16 protein-coding genes are annotated in these 15,403 nt (G+C 71.2%); 6 read left to right on the top strand and 10 right to left on the bottom strand.

Annotated elements, in window-relative coordinates:
- The first annotated feature begins 4 nt into the window (after nt 1–4).
- The gene (locus V6S66_RS15415; RefSeq protein WP_334207667.1) at nt 5–364 is read left to right on the top strand and encodes a sterol carrier family protein; all 360 of its coding nucleotides are present in this window, start codon (nt 5–7) and stop codon (nt 362–364) included.
- A 445-nt stretch (nt 365–809) separates the two neighbouring features.
- On the opposite strand, the gene V6S66_RS15410 is transcribed toward V6S66_RS15415, so the two are convergent.
- From V6S66_RS15410 to V6S66_RS15395, 4 genes are all read right to left on the bottom strand, one after another.
- Complete coding sequence (locus V6S66_RS15410) at nt 810–2,372, bottom strand: class I adenylate-forming enzyme family protein (RefSeq protein WP_334207666.1); 1,563 nt, start codon at nt 2,370–2,372, stop codon at nt 810–812.
- 89 nt (nt 2,373–2,461) lie between these two features.
- Nucleotides 2,462–2,914 carry an anthrone oxygenase family protein gene (locus V6S66_RS15405; RefSeq protein ID WP_334207665.1) on the bottom strand — a complete coding sequence of 151 codons (453 nt, stop codon included), beginning with the start codon at nt 2,912–2,914 and terminating at the stop codon, nt 2,462–2,464.
- 8 nt (nt 2,915–2,922) lie between these two features.
- The gene (locus V6S66_RS15400; RefSeq protein ID WP_334207664.1) at nt 2,923–3,372 is read right to left on the bottom strand and encodes an SRPBCC family protein; all 450 of its coding nucleotides are present in this window, start codon (nt 3,370–3,372) and stop codon (nt 2,923–2,925) included.
- A gap of 49 nt (nt 3,373–3,421) precedes the next feature.
- Nucleotides 3,422–4,105: a ZIP family metal transporter gene (locus tag V6S66_RS15395; RefSeq protein ID WP_334207663.1), complete on the bottom strand. Its 684-nt coding sequence runs from the start codon at nt 4,103–4,105 to the stop codon at nt 3,422–3,424.
- Nucleotides 4,106–4,194: 89 nt separating this feature from the next.
- Here V6S66_RS15395 and purF point away from each other — a divergent pair, with 89 nt between their 5' ends.
- The 3 genes from purF (at nt 4,195) to V6S66_RS15380 (ending at nt 7,028) form a co-directional block, all read left to right on the top strand.
- The gene (purF, locus tag V6S66_RS15390; protein WP_334207662.1) at nt 4,195–5,682 is read left to right on the top strand and encodes an amidophosphoribosyltransferase; all 1,488 of its coding nucleotides are present in this window, start codon (nt 4,195–4,197) and stop codon (nt 5,680–5,682) included.
- Nucleotides 5,679–6,758, top strand: a complete 1,080-nt coding sequence (gene purM / locus V6S66_RS15385) for a phosphoribosylformylglycinamidine cyclo-ligase (RefSeq protein ID WP_334207661.1) — start codon at nt 5,679–5,681, stop codon at nt 6,756–6,758. The genes purF and purM overlap by 4 nt, the downstream gene beginning before the upstream one ends.
- Nucleotides 6,759–6,830: 72 nt before the next feature.
- Nucleotides 6,831–7,028, top strand: a complete 198-nt coding sequence (locus V6S66_RS15380; protein WP_334207660.1) for a DUF3073 family protein — start codon at nt 6,831–6,833, stop codon at nt 7,026–7,028.
- Between the two features lie 66 nt (nt 7,029–7,094).
- On the opposite strand, the gene V6S66_RS15375 is transcribed toward V6S66_RS15380, so the two are convergent.
- Entirely contained in the window at nt 7,095–9,146 is a 2,052-nt protein-coding gene (locus V6S66_RS15375; RefSeq protein ID WP_334207659.1) for an MMPL family transporter, read from the bottom strand.
- A gap of 23 nt (nt 9,147–9,169) precedes the next feature.
- Between V6S66_RS15375 and V6S66_RS15370 the strand changes: the two genes are divergently transcribed.
- Nucleotides 9,170–9,673 carry a MarR family winged helix-turn-helix transcriptional regulator gene (locus V6S66_RS15370; protein WP_334207658.1) on the top strand — a complete coding sequence of 168 codons (504 nt, stop codon included), beginning with the start codon at nt 9,170–9,172 and terminating at the stop codon, nt 9,671–9,673.
- 124 nt (nt 9,674–9,797) lie between these two features.
- Here the strand turns inward: V6S66_RS15370 and V6S66_RS15365 are convergent, their stop codons facing one another.
- The 5 genes from V6S66_RS15365 to V6S66_RS15345 form a co-directional block, all read right to left on the bottom strand.
- Nucleotides 9,798–10,880 (bottom strand): Glu/Leu/Phe/Val dehydrogenase dimerization domain-containing protein, encoded by a 1,083-nt coding sequence (locus tag V6S66_RS15365; RefSeq protein WP_334207657.1) that lies wholly within the window; start codon nt 10,878–10,880, stop codon nt 9,798–9,800.
- A gap of 121 nt (nt 10,881–11,001) precedes the next feature.
- A complete protein-coding gene (locus tag V6S66_RS15360) occupies nt 11,002–11,496 on the bottom strand; it encodes a PGPGW domain-containing protein (protein WP_334207656.1) in 495 nt (164 codons plus the stop codon).
- 78 nt (nt 11,497–11,574) lie between these two features.
- Nucleotides 11,575–12,870 carry an adenylate/guanylate cyclase domain-containing protein gene (locus V6S66_RS15355; RefSeq protein ID WP_334207655.1) on the bottom strand — a complete coding sequence of 432 codons (1,296 nt, stop codon included), beginning with the start codon at nt 12,868–12,870 and terminating at the stop codon, nt 11,575–11,577.
- Nucleotides 12,871–12,993: 123 nt separating this feature from the next.
- On the bottom strand, nt 12,994–13,791 hold the full coding sequence (locus tag V6S66_RS15350; RefSeq protein WP_334207654.1) for an SDR family NAD(P)-dependent oxidoreductase: 798 nt from the start codon (nt 13,789–13,791) through the stop codon (nt 12,994–12,996).
- Entirely contained in the window at nt 13,788–14,411 is a 624-nt protein-coding gene (locus tag V6S66_RS15345) for a TetR/AcrR family transcriptional regulator (protein ID WP_334207653.1), read from the bottom strand. The genes V6S66_RS15350 and V6S66_RS15345 overlap by 4 nt, the downstream gene beginning before the upstream one ends.
- Nucleotides 14,412–14,492: 81 nt before the next feature.
- Between V6S66_RS15345 and V6S66_RS15340 the strand changes: the two genes are divergently transcribed.
- Entirely contained in the window at nt 14,493–15,383 is an 891-nt protein-coding gene (locus V6S66_RS15340) for a sterol desaturase family protein (RefSeq protein WP_334207652.1), read from the top strand.
- Nucleotides 15,384–15,403 lie beyond the last annotated feature (20 nt).

Here is a 15,403-nt window from a genome sequence, read left to right as displayed (position 1 = left end):
GCCGGTGGCCCGTCGACTCACACCGTTGCCCCCCGCCGAGCTCGCCGCGGTCCTCGCCCGGCTCGACGCCGGCGGCGCCGAGCGTGCCGACCTCGCCGCCGCGACGCGCCACTTCATGGCGGTGCTGGAGTCGCGCTCGCCCGGCCACAGCGTCGAGGTCCGGGTGCCGCCATTCGCGGCGGTCCAGGTGGTCGAGGGCGCCAAGCACACTCGCGGCACCCCGCCTGCGGTGGTGGAGACCGACGCCCCCACCTGGATCGCCCTGGCGAGGGGCACGACCACCTGGGCCGAGGCCCGGGCTGCGTACCGGGTGAAGGCCAGCGGTGAGCGCTCCGACCTCACCCCCCACCTCCCCCTCACCTGAGCCCTCGGGTTGCGGTACCCCTTTCGAGGCTCGTTCCTCGCACCTCAAGGGGCGGGGCTCCGCCCGCACTCCCGGTGGTTGAGGTGTGAGGAGCGCCAGCGACGAGCCTCGAAACCTTGGTCAGGTGGTGGTGTCGGTACCCCTTTCGGGGCTCGTTCCTCGCACCTCAAGGGGCGGGGCTTCGCCCGCACTCCCGGTGGTTGAGGTGTGAGGAGCGCCAGCGACGAGCCTCGAAACCTTGGTCAGGTGGTGGTGTCGGTACCCCTTTCGAGGCTCGTTCCTCGCACCTCAAGGGGCGGGGCTCCGCCCGCACTCCCGGTGGTTGAGGTGTGAGGAGCGCCAGCGACGAGCCTCGAAACCTTGGTCAGGTGGTGGTGTCGGTACCCCTTTCGAGGCTCCTCGTTCCTCACTCGCACCTCAAGGGGCGGCGCTTCGCCCGTCCCGGTCAGACCTGGCGCTGCTGGTCGCCCCAGTACGGCTTGCGCAGGTCGCGCTTGAGGATCTTGCCCGACGGGTTGCGGGGGAGGGCGCCGATCACATCGATCGTGGTCGGGGCCTTGTAGTGGGCCAGGTGCTCCTTCGTGAAGCCGATCAGCTCCTCCGCCGTCGCCTCCACACCGGGCCGCAGGGCCACGACGGCCTTGACCGTCTCGCCCCACCGGTCGTCGGGCACGCCGATCACGGCGGCCTCCAGCACGGCGGGGTGCTCGGCCAGGACGCGCTCGACCTCGGGGGAGTACACGTTCTCGCCGCCGGTGATGATCATGTCCTTGATTCGGTCCTCGATGAAGATGAAGCCGCCGTCGTCGACGCGTCCGACGTCGCCCGTGCGCACCCAGCCGTCGTCGGTGATGAGCTCCGAGGTGGCCTCGGGGCGCCCCAGGTACCCGATCGTGGCCTGCTCGGTGCGGAACCAGAGCTCGCCGGACGTGCCGGTGGGCACGTCCTCGAGCGTGCCCGGGTCGACGACCCGCAGCTCGGCCCCCTCGACCGGCTGACCGACCGAGAGCAGGCGCTCCGGACGGTCCAGGTCACGGTGGGCGGCGTCGTCGAGCACCGAGATGACCCCGCCGAACTCGGTCATGCCGTAGACCTGCATGAACGAGGTGTCGGGCCAGGCCTCGATGACCTTGCGCACGACCGGCGGCGGCATGGGCGCGGCGCCGTAGCCGACCTGGCGGAGGCGACCGAACAGGCCCATCGCCTGCTCGCCGGCCTGCAGCAGCGCCGCGATGACGGGCGGCACGAGGAACGCGTGGGTGCAGCCGGCGAGCATCGCCCCGGCCATCAGGGTCGGATCGACCTCCTTGACCACGAAGGCGGGAATGCCGTGCGTCAGCCCGAGGAGCGCGTACGACGTGCCCCCGACGTGGAACATCGGCATCGCGACCATCATCATCGAGCCCTCGGCGTACTCCGCGTCGCCGCCGCCGACGTAGCAGTGCCGCACCATGGCGTGCTGCGTGAGCTGCACGCCCTTGGGCCGCCCGGTGGTGCCGGAGGAGTACATGACGACGCAGACGTCGTCGGGCACGACGTCGGGCTGGCGGTCGATCGGCTCGGTGCCCGTCGTCCAGGCCTCGAACTCGTCGTGCTCACCGCCCAGGCGCACGGCCCGCTCGACGTGCTCGAGTCGGTCGGCCACGAGGTCGTAGGCGTCCTGGAGGTCGGCGCCGACGACGGCGAGCCGCGCGCCGCTGTCGTTGACGACGTAGTCGAGCTCGTCGCCGGCCAGGCGCCAGTTGACCACCGTGGTGGCCGCGCCGACCAGGCTGCCGCCCAGGATGAGCTGGAGGATCGCCGGGTTGTTCTTCTCGAGCACCGCCACGCGGTCACCCCGTCCGATGCCGCTCGCCCGCAGTGCGGCGGCCGTGCGCCGCACCGACGCCCAGGCCTCGGCGAAGGTCCACGTGCGCTCGCCGTAGATCCAGCACGTCGCGTCGGGCTGGACCCGGGCCTGGTGCTCGAGGAAGTCGGGCAGGAAGGTGGCGGTGGGGACGGTGGTCATGGGCGCTCCTGACAGGCGTGTGACGGCGATCACATGAGCCTAGGTGGCCCCGTGGCACAGCCGCCAGGGTGCCCGGCACCAAGGGTCCTTCAGGCCGTGGCGAGCGCCGTGATCCAGCAGGCCGTCGAGACGACGTTCGTCGCGGTGCGGGCCAGGTTCCACCGGGTCCACGGGCGCTCGAAGCGGGCCCGCAGGTCGGACGCCTCGCCCGTGCCGCGCTCCAGCGCCTCGTTCATCGGCACGTTGCGTCCGATCGTGATGGCCAGCGTGGCGACGTACGTGACCAGGCCGGCGAGCGCCCACCCGGCGCCACCGGAGTCGCGAGCCGTGACGGTGGCGGCGATGCCGAGCAGCAGCGAGCCCGCGAACAGCACCGCGAACACCGGGTTGAGGATCGCCCGGTTGACCTCGCGCATCGTCTGCACGACCGTGGCGTCGTCGGCGCGGCGCAACCCGGGCATCACGGCGTAGGCGAAGCCTGCGAACAGGCCGGCGACCAGCCCCGTGGTCAGGGCGGTCGCCCCGAGCAGCAGCTCGGTCACGGCCAGGCTCAGCGCTCGAGCAGCTCGGCGAGCCGCTTGAGCGTCTTGGTCATCGCCTTCCCGGTGTTGTCGGGCATCGAGCCCTTCTTCAGGAAGACCTTCTGCTTGTCCTGGCTGACGTCCCACGTCTCACGGACGAGGGTGCCGTCACCGGCGGGCTCGAGCTCGTAGCGCCAGATGCGCCCGCCGATCAGCCCGCCGAGGCCGGTCGTCTTCCAGGCGATGAGCCGGTCCTGCTCGTACTCGACCACGACGTTCTTGGTCGAGTAGGGCAGGCCCATCTTCATCGACATCCCGAACTCCGAGCCGAGGTGGAGCGGCTCGCCGGGCTGCTTGACGCCCTTGACCGTGCCGGAGCCGTCGATCTCCTGGTGCCGTGAGGCATCGGCGACAACGGCGAAGATGGCGGAGGCGGGGGCCTCGATGACGCGCTCCACGTGGACCTGATCGCTGCTCATGCCCCCCATCCCACCAGACGAGCGCGGTTCTGCAGGCCGAACGGTCGGCTCAGCCGAGCGCGAAGGCCGTCAGGAAGCCGCACGCGGTCGCCAGGCCGACCCACCAGCCGCCCTCGCGGTAGGCCTCCGGGAACAGCGTGTCGGCCAGCACCGCGATCGTGGCGCCGCCGGCGAAGGCCTGCACGAGGGCGATCGAGGTGTCGCTCATGGCGTCGGAGGCCGCATAGGCGCCGACGGTGCAGGCCACGAGCACCAGGCCCGTGAACGCCCAGAGTCCGAGGGCACGCGCGTGGCCGAAGCTCGACCGGCCGAGCAGGGCGCCGCTGCTGACCGCCTCGGGCACGTTGCCCACACTGATCGCCACGAGCAGCACGACGCTGCCACCCTGCACGAGGCCCACGCCGAGCGCGATGTTCTCCGGGATGCCGTCGAGGACCGCGCCGAGCAGCAGGGCCGGCCCGGCAGCCGCGGCGCCCAGCCGGGTGTCGAGCAGGTGGCTCGCACCGACGTAGACGCCTGCGCCGAGCAGCAGCGCCCCGCCCGCCAGCAGGACGCCCTCCGACCGGAACGCCGGACCGAAGAGCTCCTCGGACGCGGCCGCGGTGAGCGTGCCGGCACCGAACGCCATCAGCACCGCGAGCACGGGTATCGGCAGCTGCCACCGCAGGCCGACCGCTGCGCCGATCACGAGCGGTACCGCGGTCGCCACCCCGAACCAGAAGGCCATCGCCATGCGTCCGAGGCTAGCCACCGGCGGCCGTCGCGCACGCCGTGGCTCGGTGGGCGGTAGGCCGGCTCCGGTCGCGGCCCTACACTGGTGCCGTGGCGCGCGGCGATGGTCTTCTCACCCACGACATCGATCCCTCGGATCGGGGTCCTCAGGACGCCTGTGGCGTCTTCGGCGTCTGGGCGCCGGGCGAAGAGGTCGCGAAGCTGACCTACTTCGGCCTGTACGCGTTGCAGCACCGCGGCCAGGAGTCGGCGGGCATCGCGGTCAGCAACGGCCGCCAGATCCTCGTCTACAAGGACATGGGCCTCGTGAGCCAGGTCTTCGACGAGTCCACGCTCGACTCGCTCAAGGGCGAGATCGCGATCGGTCACGCCCGCTACTCCACGACCGGCTCCAGCGTGTGGCAGAACGCGCAGCCGACGTTCCGTCCCACGGCGTCCGGCTCGGTGGCCCTGGGCCACAACGGCAACCTCACCAACACCGCCGAGCTCGTCGAGCTGCTCGACCAGCGCACGGCGGGCGAGAGCCGTCCGCACGAGACCGCCACGAGCGACACCGCCGCGATGGCGAGCCTGCTCGCGTCCTACCGCGATCGCTCCGTCGAGGAGGCCGCGCTCGAGGTCCTGCCGAAGGTGCGCGGCGCCTTCTCGCTCGTGTTCATGGACGAGCACACGCTCTACGCCGCCCGCGACCCGCAGGGCATCCGTCCCCTCGTCCTCGGCCGCCTCGAGCGCGGCTGGGTCGTGGCCAGCGAGACCGCGGCCCTCGACATCGTGGGCGCCTCCTACATCCGGGAGATCGAGCCGGGCGAGTTCATCGCGGTCGACGAGAACGGCCTGCGCAGCGAGCGCTTCGCCGAGCCGGCCCCCAAGGGCTGCATCTTCGAGTACGTCTACCTCGCGCGCCCCGACACCACGATCAACGACCAGCGCGTGTTCAGCGTCCGCGAGCGCATCGGTCGCAAGCTGGCGAACACCGCACCGGTCGAGGCCGACCTCGTCATCCCCGTGCCGGAGTCGGGCACGCCCGCCGCGATCGGCTACGCCGCCGAGTCGGGCATCCCGTTCGGCCACGGCCTGGTCAAGAACTCCTACGTGGGCCGCACGTTCATCCAGCCGTCGCAGACCATCCGCCAGCTCGGCATCCGGCTCAAGCTCAACCCGCTGCGCGACGTCGTGGCCGGCAAGCGCCTCGTCGTCGTCGACGACTCGATCGTCCGCGGCAACACCCAGCGGGCGCTCGTGCGCATGCTCCGCGAGTTCGGTGCGGCCGAGGTCCACGTGCGCATCTCGAGCCCACCGGTCAAGTGGCCGTGCTTCTACGGCATCGACTTCGCCTCGCGGGCCGAGCTCATCGCCAACGGCATCAGCGTCGACGAGATCCGCCGCTCGATCGGCGCCGACTCGCTGTCGTACGTCGAGCTCGACGACCTCGTCGAGGCCACGAACGTGCCGAAGGACAACCTCTGCCGGGCGTGCTTCGACGGCATCTACCCCGTCGCTCTCCCCGAGGACGACCTGATCGGCAAGCACCTCCTGGAGCTGCCCGCCGACACCACGACCCTGAAGGTGATCCAGTGACCGACTACGCGGCCGCCGGCGTCTCCGTCGCCGAGGGCGATCGCGCCGTCGAGCTCATGAAGACCTGGGTCGACAAGGCCCGCCGCCCCGAGGTCGTGGGCGGCATCGGCGGCTTCGCCGGCCTGTTCGACGCCTCAGCCCTGAAGGACTACCGCCGGCCGCTGCTGGCCACCTCCGCCGACGGCGTCGGCACCAAGGTCCAGATCGCCCAGCGCATGGACAAGCACGACACGATCGGCTTCGACCTCGTCGGCATGCTCGTCGACGACCTAGTGGTGTGCGGCGCCGAGCCGTTGTTCATGACCGACTACATCGCGTGCGGCAAGGTCGTGCCCGAGCGCATCGCCGAGATCGTCAAGGGCATCGCGCAGGCGTGCGCAGAGTCCGGCACTGCCCTGCTGGGTGGCGAGACGGCCGAGCACCCCGGCCTGCTGAGCCCCGACGAGTACGACATCGCCGGCTCCACCACCGGAGTCGTCGAGGCCGACGATCTCCTGGGCCGTGAGCTCGTCCGTCCCGGTGACGTCGTGATCGCGATGGCGTCGTCGGGCCTGCACTCCAACGGCTACTCACTCGTGCGCCACGTGTTCTTCGGCGGAGGCAACCGCGAGGGCGCGGGCTGGTCGCTCGACCGCCACGTGCCCGAGCTCGGCACGACGCTCGGCGAGGCCCTGCTCGTCCCCACCAAGCTCTACACGCTGCCGTGCCTCGCGCTCGCGCGCGCCGGCGGCGTCCACGCGATGTCGCACATCACCGGTGGCGGGCTCGCGGCCAACCTCGAGCGCGTCGTCCCGGAGTCGGTGTCGGTCCGCGTCGACCGCGCCACCTGGACGCCGGACCCGATGTTCGGTCTCGTCGCCGAGCTCGGGCGGGTGGAGCGCCCCGCGCTCGAGCAGGCGCTGAACGTAGGAGTCGGCATGATCGCGCTCGTGGAGCCCGAATCGGCTGACGCGGCGGTGCGGCTGCTCGCCGAGCACGGCGTCGAGGCCTGGGTCGCGGGCGAGGTGGCGGACGCCGGCGTCCACGGCGCCGGGGGCTCGGTCACGATGGTGGGGGAACACACCTCGACCCCGTGACGCATCTCGACCGATGATTCTGTAGGCTGACGGCACGACATACTCATCATCACTGTGCGAGGGGGTCGACCCATGGGGCGCGGCCGTGCGAAAGCCAAGCAGACCAAGGTTGCACGCAATCTCAAGTACCGGACCTTCGATCCGGACTTCAGCGACCTCCAGCGAGAGCTTCACGGCGAGGACGGCGAACCGATCCCTGATCAGTACGCCGAGCTCGCGGAGAAGCCTGAGCTCGTTGAGCAGCTGTTCAAGGACCGCGACGCCAGCTGATCCTTCGGGGTCTGCGCCGACGGCGGTGAATCCGCCGTCATCCGGCGTGCAGCGGTGACGGCAAGCTCACCGCCCCAGGCGGCTGGGCCACCAGAAGCGGCGGCCGATCCAGGCGACCATGGCCGGCGTCACGAGGCCACGGACCACGACGGTGTCGAGCAGCACGCCGAACCCGACGAGCACGCCGAGCTGCGCCAGGAGCACCAGCGGCAGCACACCCAGCACCGTGAACACCGCGGCGAGCAGGACGCCGGCGCTCGTGATGACACCACCGGTGACGGCGAGCGCGGTGACGACCGACTGCGTCGCGTCGCCCGTGGCCGCCATCTCCTCGCGAGCCCGGGCCGTGAGGAAGATGTTGTAGTCGACGCCCAGGGCCACGAGGAAGATGAAGGCGAGCAGGGGCGTGCTGACGTCCATCGCCGGCCACCCCAGGACGTGGTCGAAGAAGAGCCACCCGACCCCCAGGGCCGAGAGGTACGAGAGCACGGTCGTGGCACCCAGCAGCACCGCGGCCACGGCGGACCTCAGCAGCACGAGCAGCATCACGAGGACCACGGCCAGCACGAGCGGCACGATCTTGGTCCGGTCCGAGGCGGCGGTGTCCGCCTCGTCGACCGCTTCGGCATCGGGCCCGCCGACGGCAGCGTCGGGGTCGACCTCGTGCACGGCGTCGCGGAGTCGATCGATCGTCGCCAGTGCTGCACCGCTTCCGGGGTCGGCCTCGAGCACGACCCTGACCTCGCCGGTGGTGTCGTCCCCGCCTGCGGACTCGGCGGACTGGACGCCGTCGACCTCGGCTGCCGCGGCCGCGACGTCGCCGACCGAGTCCGCGACCGTCGCCACCACGGTGGGCGAGGAGATGCCGCCCGCGAACGCCGATGAGAGCGTCGACTGGGCGCTGATCGACTCCGGGGTGTCGAGGAACTGCTCGTCCTGCGCCAGCCCGGTCTTGATGCCGAGCGCGCCGAGCGCCATCGCGCCGAGCACCGCGAGTCCGGCGACGGTCACGACCGCGGGACGTGCCGTCACGGCGGCTCCGACCCGACCCCACACGCCTCGGTGCGCGCGGTCCTCGTCGCCCACCCGGGGGACGAAGGGCCAGAACAACCATCGACCGGGCAGCGACATGGCGGCCGGCAGCACCACGAGGGCGAAGAAGACGGCGACCGCGAGTCCGGCGGCGCCCGCCAGCCCGATCCGGCTCACGAAGGGGGAGTCCGCGACGAGCAGCGTGAGCAGGCCGAGGATCACGGTGCCGGAGCTCGACAGGATGGCCGGCGCGGCGGCACCGACGGCCTGCCGCATCGCCTCGTGGCGGCTCTCGTGCCGCCGGAGCTCCTCGCGGTACCGGGCGATCAGCAGCAGGGCGTAGTTCGTGCCCGCGCCGAAGACGAGCACCGACGTGATGCCCGTGATCGAGCCGTCGACCGCGAGCCCGCTCCAGGCCGAGACGGTGTCGACGACCTTGGCCGCCACCCGGTCGCCCAGGCCGATCACCGCGAGCGGCACGATCCACAACCACGGGCTGCGGTACGTGATGATGAGGAGCAGGGCCACGACCGAGGCGGTGACGAGCAGCAGGCGGGTGTCGGCACCGGAGAAGACCTCACCGAGATCGGCCTGGACGGCCGGTCCTCCCGTGACCTGGGTCGTGAGGCCGTCGGGCAGGTCGTCCTTCGCGATCGACCGGATCTCGGCGACCAGGTCGCCGTTCTCCTCGTTCGACAGGTCGCCGGACACCGGCACCTGCGCGAGGGCGACGGAACCGTCGTCGGAAGGGATCGGCCCGACGGCCTCGACGTCCAGCTCCTGGCTGAGGGCCTGCACGCGCTCGCCCGCGGCTGCGAGATCGGCGGCATCGAGTCCACCGTCGCGCGAGAACACGACGATGGCCGGCGCGTCGTCGCCCTCGGGCAGGGTGGCGAGCCGCTCCTGCGCGATCGACGACTCGGCGTCGTCGGGCAGGTTCGACCCGGCGTCGCTGCCCTCGGTCGGGGCCGGTGCCAGGACCAGCACGGCGGCTCCCAGCAGCAGTCCGGCGAGCAGGACCGCGATGGATCGGCCCGGGCCGACGAGACGCGCGAGGAAGAAGGTTCGATGATCGAAAGATTCCACGATCACACGATATGCTGACGATCGTGACGACGCACATCGGGGGGCGGCCCTCCACGAGCGACCGTCTGGAGCTCGTCCAGCGGCTGCAGCGGCTGACCACGGCGACCCTGCACTTCTCGGACCGGGCGGCGGCCTCGCGGGGCCTGCACCGCTCGGACTTGCAGGCGCTCCAGGCGCTCGTGGCCGCTCGAGCCTCCGGTGCGGCAGCGCTGACGCCGGGGGAGCTGGCGCAGGTGCTCGTGCTGAGTCCCTCCGCCACCACGACCCTCGTCGACCGCCTCGTGCGTGCCGGCCACGTCGAGCGTCACCACGACCAGGACGACCGCCGCCGCATCAGCCTGACGATGACCGAGCACGCGGGCACCGAGGCGCGGGCGATGTTCGGTCCGATGGCAGCCTCGATGGTCGAGCTCCTGGACGACTTCGACGACGCCGAGGTCGCCACGATCAGCCGCTTCCTCGCCGCCGCCACGAAGGTCATCACCCACGCCCAACCCGGAGAGACCCCGCCCGCCACCGGTGGTTGAGGTGTGAGTGCCGCCTGCGGCGCGAGCCTCGAAACCTCGGTCACGTGCGGGGCTGAGGTACCCCTTTCGAGGCTCGTTCCTCGCACCTCAAGGGGCGGGGCTCCGCCCGCAACCACCGGATGCGTCAGCCGGGGAGGTGGATGCCGCGGAGGCGGCCGACGTCGCGCATGCGCTGCTCGGCCTGCCGGTCGGCGGCCTCGGCCGACGTGATCTGCTCGCTGGCGGCCCGTCCGAGCACCGCGAGCGTCGTGTCGAAGATGCCGGTCGCCCGAGCCTTGGCCCGGTCGAAGCTGAACCCGTTCGGGTCGAGCTCGTCGGCCACCTGGATCACGCCGCCGGCGTTGACGCAGTAGTCGGGCGCGTACGTGATGCCCTTCTCGGTCAGGAGCTTGGCCGTTCCGTCGTGCGCGAGCTGGTTGTTGGCGCCGCCGCACACGACCCGGGCCGAGAGCGCGCTCACGACCGTGTCGGTCAAGGCGTGGCCGAGCGCGCACGGCGCGAAGACGTCGAGCTGCTCCGCCACGAGGGCGTCGGTCGAGTCCACGACCCGCACGCTCGGGTGCGCCGCGGTGATGGCCTCGAGCGCGCTGGCGCTCACGTCGGTGACGACGACCCGGGCGTCCTCCTCGACCAGGTGACGCACGAGGTGCCGGCCGACCTTGCCGACGCCGGCGATGCCGACCGTGCGACCGGCGAGCGAGGTGCTGCCCCAGACGTGCTCGGCACTGGCCCGCATGCCCTGGTACACGCCGAAGGCCGTGAGCACGGAGGAGTCGCCGGCGCCGCCGTGCTCGACCGTGCGGCCCGTGACGTACGAGGTCTCGCGGGCGATGACGTCCATGTCGGGGCTGAACGTGCCGACGTCGCACGCCGTGAAGTACCGGCCGTTGATCGACTCGACGAACCGGCCGTACGCGCGCAGGAGCGCCTCGGACTTGTCGACCTGCGGATCGCCGATGATGACGGCCTTGCCGCCGCCGAGGTCGAGACCGGCCAGCGCGTTCTTGTACGCCATGCCCTGGCTCAGGGCGAGCACGTCCGTGAGGGCGTCGGCCTCCGAGGCGTACGGGTAGAACCGGGTGCCGCCGAGGCCTGGGCCGAGGGCCGTGGAGTAGAGGCCGATGATCGCCTTGAGTCCGCTGGCGGGGTCGTGGCAGAAGACGACCTGCTCGTGCGGGTGGGCGAAGACGGTGGACGAGTCGCTCATGGTGATGCTCTTTCTCGTGGGTCGCGAGGGCGCGGTGGTGGGCGTCCTCGTCGGAGTGCCGCGGGGTGGTGCGGCTCCGCGTCGACTGTACCGCCGGCGTGGCCTCCTGGGGAGGGCTCGCTCAGTCCTTGCGGACCGACTGCTCCGCGGCGGACTCCGGGTCCTCCACCCCGCGGAAGCGTCGGAAGCTGTACACGATGATGGCCAGCGCGATGAGGGCCGAGAGGATCAAGGTCGCTCCGGTGCCCCAGCCGCCGATCAGCCAGTAGCGGTCGGCGAGCGGCCAGGCCTCGGGTGCGTCCGGTCGCAGACCCCACACCACGCCGAGGGCGCCCAGGACGAGGGCGCCGGAGACGCTCGCCAGGATCCGCGGCCAGGTCTGCACGCCGTCTGCCGCGGTCTTGAACGCCACGACCTTGACCGGCTCCAGACGACGCTCGGCCCACTCGTACTGCTGGGACAACACCGCCAGACCGGCAGCGAGCAGGAGCAGCCCGGGCCCGGGGAGGACCAGGGCCGCGATGCCGGCCAGCACCAGGAGCCAGCCGAGGATCGTGGCGGCGATGCGCCGAGCGGCGTGGGCGGACCTCGAGCGGCGGGTCCTGGACTCGCTCATCGGGGCGCCTGCGGGGAAGTCGTCATGCTTGATCCTCGCGCGCCGAGGGCCGCCGCGCTCGGTGACGGCGGGCCGGCCTCACGACGTGATCGCGTACAGGGGGGTCGTGCGGCCGATGCCCTTCAGCTCGACCTCACCGTGCTCCTCGCACCTGACCTCGTCGCGCACCAGCAGCCAGGTGGCCCGCGTCATGAGCACGCGGCCGGGCGGGCACTCGGTCTGGATCCGGGCGGCCAGGTTCACGGCGCGGCCGATCGCGGCGTACTTCTGGCGGGCGCCGGAGCCGACGTTGCCGACCGCCACGACGCCGGTGTTGATGCCCATGCGGATGCGGAACTCGACGTCGATGCCGGCCTGCTCCCACCGCGCGTTGAGGCCGACCACCGCCTCCTGCATCTCGACCGCCATCCGCACTGATCGCAGCGCGTGGTCGCGATCGTTCGTGGCAGTGGGGGCGCCGAAGAAGATCAGCACGGCATCGCCGACGAGCTCGTCGATCGTGCCGTCGTAGCGGCCCGCGATGGCCGCCATCTCGGAGAAGTACTCGCCGAGGACCAGGGCCAGGTCCTCGGGCTCCATGCGTTCGGTGGTCTCGGTGAAGCCGACGATGTCGGAGAAGAACACCGTGATCTTGCGTCGTTCGAGCCGGGTGGCGGTGTCACCGTGCTCGAGGACCGCGGCGGCCACCTGAGCCGGCACGTAGCGGCGGATGACCTCGTGGCTGCGGTCGAGGGCCTCGCGCTGCCGGTCGACCATCGCGAGCATGCCGAACGCGAGCACCATCGCGACCACGACGAAGACGAGCAGGGGCCCGCCGGTGCCGAGCAGGCGCGACACCGAGCCGGAGTCCTGCACCGAGTCGCCGATCAGGGCCGGTGCGTACGCGATGACGCCGAGGAAGCGCAGGGCCTCGAGCACGCCGGTCGCCGCGACGGCGCCGGCGACGGACAGGATGCCGTAGCTCCGGCCGAAGAGGATGCCGGTCAGCAGTCCCGTGACGGCGGGGAACAGCAGGAAGGGCGAGGCCCAGAACCCGAAGATGTAGGCGATCGCCACACCGAAGAGGCTGTACATCAGGGCCGTCGCGCCGAGCACCGACCTCGCGAGCCAGGTCTCGCCCTCGGGGTCGCGGGGCGCCAGCCAGGTCAGCATGGCCGCACTGGCGACGACGCCTGCCAGACCGGTCACGACGACCGGGCCGAAGAAGTCCATGCGGACCTGCTCGGAGCGGCCCACGAGGAAGAAGCAGAGCACCGAGGCGCCGGCCTGCGCGACGCTGAAGAGGCCCATGACGAGCGCGGCGCGCACGATCCGCGGCCGCGTGAGCACGTCGTCCAGCGTCAGGAGCCAGGGCGGCAGCTGGGCGTTGTGCATGGCCGGAGCCTAGTGCGCGAGGCTCGTCCCTCGCCTCGACGGTGGTTCGTTCCTCACCACTGCCGGGCTACGCCCGGACGCTTGCCCCGCTCCGCTCGGCCGGTGGACCCGCCAGGGGCCGGGTCATTCCTGCTTCCGCACCTTGCGCTGGAGCCGTTTGTCCATGCGGCGGACCTGCGGGGCGATCGCCTTCGTGAGCACGCCCGGCAGCACCGACATGCCGGCCTGGCCGATCGCGCCACCGAGGCTCGTGACGCGCGACGGTCGGTCCTCGGTGGCCTTGACGAGCCACGCACCCGCCTTCGCCGAGGTCATCATGGGCATCGCGGCGTAGATCGAGGTGGCGCCCGACATCTCGGTGCGGACCATCGGGAAGTAGACGACCGTGGTGGTGATGCCCCGGTGGCCGAGCTCGGCGAGCAGCGACCGTGCGTACGACTCGAGCGCACTCTTGCTGGCGAGGTAGGCCGAGAAGAGCGGGACGGGCACCTGCGTGGAGAGGGTCGAGCTGAAGACGACGTGCCCCTGACCGCGCTCGAGCATGGCGGGCAGGAACGCGTGCGTGAGCCGGACCGCGGCGAGGTAGTTGATGGCCATGACGCGCTCGTGGTCGTGCAGGCGGTCGAGCGAGTCGCTGATCGAGCGACGGATCGACCGGCCGGCGTTGTTGACGAGCACGTCGACGTGGCCGTGCTCGGCGAGCACCTGGTCGACGACCGCCTGCGTCGCGGTCTCGTCGGTGAGGTCGACGGCATGGACGCTGGCGGTGCCGCCGGCTGCGCGCACCCGGGCGGCGACGACGTCGAGCTCGTCGGCCCGTCGGGCGAGCAGGCACACGGTCCAGCCGCGTCGGCCGAGCTGCACCGCGGCCTCCGCCCCGATGCCGCTGGAGGACCCGGTGATGACGACGACGCGGGTCACGAGGCGCTCACCGTGACGTCGCTGAGCAGTGCCGTGAAGAGGCGGGTGACACGCTCGACCATCTGCGCCGCTGACTCGTCGGGGTGGGCCACCCACCAGTCCATCAGGGAGTCGACGATGCCGAGCCAGGCCGCGGTCATGACCGAGATGTCGCGCTCGTCGGAGTCGCCGGCCAGGGCGAGCAGCTCGGTCACTCCCTCCTGGGCCAGCCGGTCGATGCGGTGGGTGTGCTGGTTCACGATCGCCGCGATCGCTCCAGTGGCGGGGGCCGTGCGGTCGTGGAGGAGGCGCCAGAGGTGGCGCTGGTCCTCGAGCAGGGCGAACATGCCGTCGAGGGTGCGGATGCCGCGCTCGATGCCGACCGCGTCGCCTCGGGCGATGCGCTCGATCTCGTCGCCGACCAGGGCGCCGGCCTGGTGGAGGCACGCGGCGTACAGGCCCTCCTTGGAGCCGAAGTAGTTGTAGACCAGCGGCTTCGAGATGCCGGCGTCACGGGCGACCTCGGAGATGTTCGTGGCGGCGAAGCCGTCGGCCCCGAAGGCCATCGAGGCGACCGCGAGGATCTGCTGCTCGCGCTCGGCGCGGGGGACACCCTTGGTGCCGGCGTTGGGACGGGCCACGACGTCATCCTAGTCGTGGCCCTGACCGTGTGGTAACTTACCCGAAAGTCATATCACCGACATCGCTCGTGGGAGACCTCGATGAACGACCTGCTCGATCCGCTGAAGAACCCGGTCACGTACGCCGCACCGTTCTTCCTGCTGACGATCCTCATCGAGCTCGCCGCGCTGAAGTGGCTCGACCACGACGACAACGCGACCGGCTACGCCATGAAGGACGCGCGCGCCTCGATCTCGATGGGCGTGGTCTCGGTCGTGTTCCTGACGCTGTTCAAGGTCGTGACGTTCTTCGCGTTCACGGCGGTCTTCGCCTACCTGGCGCTGTGGGAGCTCCCCACCGACACGTGGTGGTACTGGGTCCTGGTCATCCTCGGTGTGGACCTCGGCTACTACTTCCACCACCGCTTCAGCCATCGCGTGCGGATCGCCTGGGCCGGCCACCAGGCCCACCACTCCAGCGAGTTCATGAACTTCGGCACCGCGCTGCGGCAGAAGTGGAACCCGTGGTTCGAGTTCTTCTTCTGGCTGCCGCTGCCGCTGCTCGGGTTCGCGCCCTGGACGCTCTACGTCGCGTTCGGCATCAACCTGATCTTCCAGTTCTACGTGCACACCGAGCTGGTCGACCGGCTCCCGCGCCCCGTCGAGTACGTGTTCAACACGCCGTCGCACCACCGCGTGCACCACGGCTCGGACCCGGAGTACCTCGACAAGAACTACGGCGGGATCCTGATCGTCTGGGACCGGCTGTTCGGCACCTTCACCCGGGAACGTCAGCGCCCGACGTACGGCCTGACGAAGAAGGTCGAGACGTACAACCTGCTCAAGCTGCAGTACGGCGACTACGTCGACATCGCCCGCGACGTGCGCAGCACGCGGCGCTGGCGGCACAAGATGGGCTACGTCTTCGGGCCGCCGGGCTGGACCCCGAAGGACGAGGCCGCCGAGGACGACCTGGTGCTGCCGCGCCGCTGACCCCCCCCTCAGGGGCGGTG

Origin of the sequence: Aeromicrobium sp. Sec7.5 (assembly GCF_036867135.1) — a bacterium.
Lineage (GTDB): Bacteria > Actinomycetota > Actinomycetes > Propionibacteriales > Nocardioidaceae > Aeromicrobium.
The sequence above is the reverse complement of the archived record's forward strand: the minus strand, read 5'-3'. Positions and strand labels throughout refer to the sequence as shown.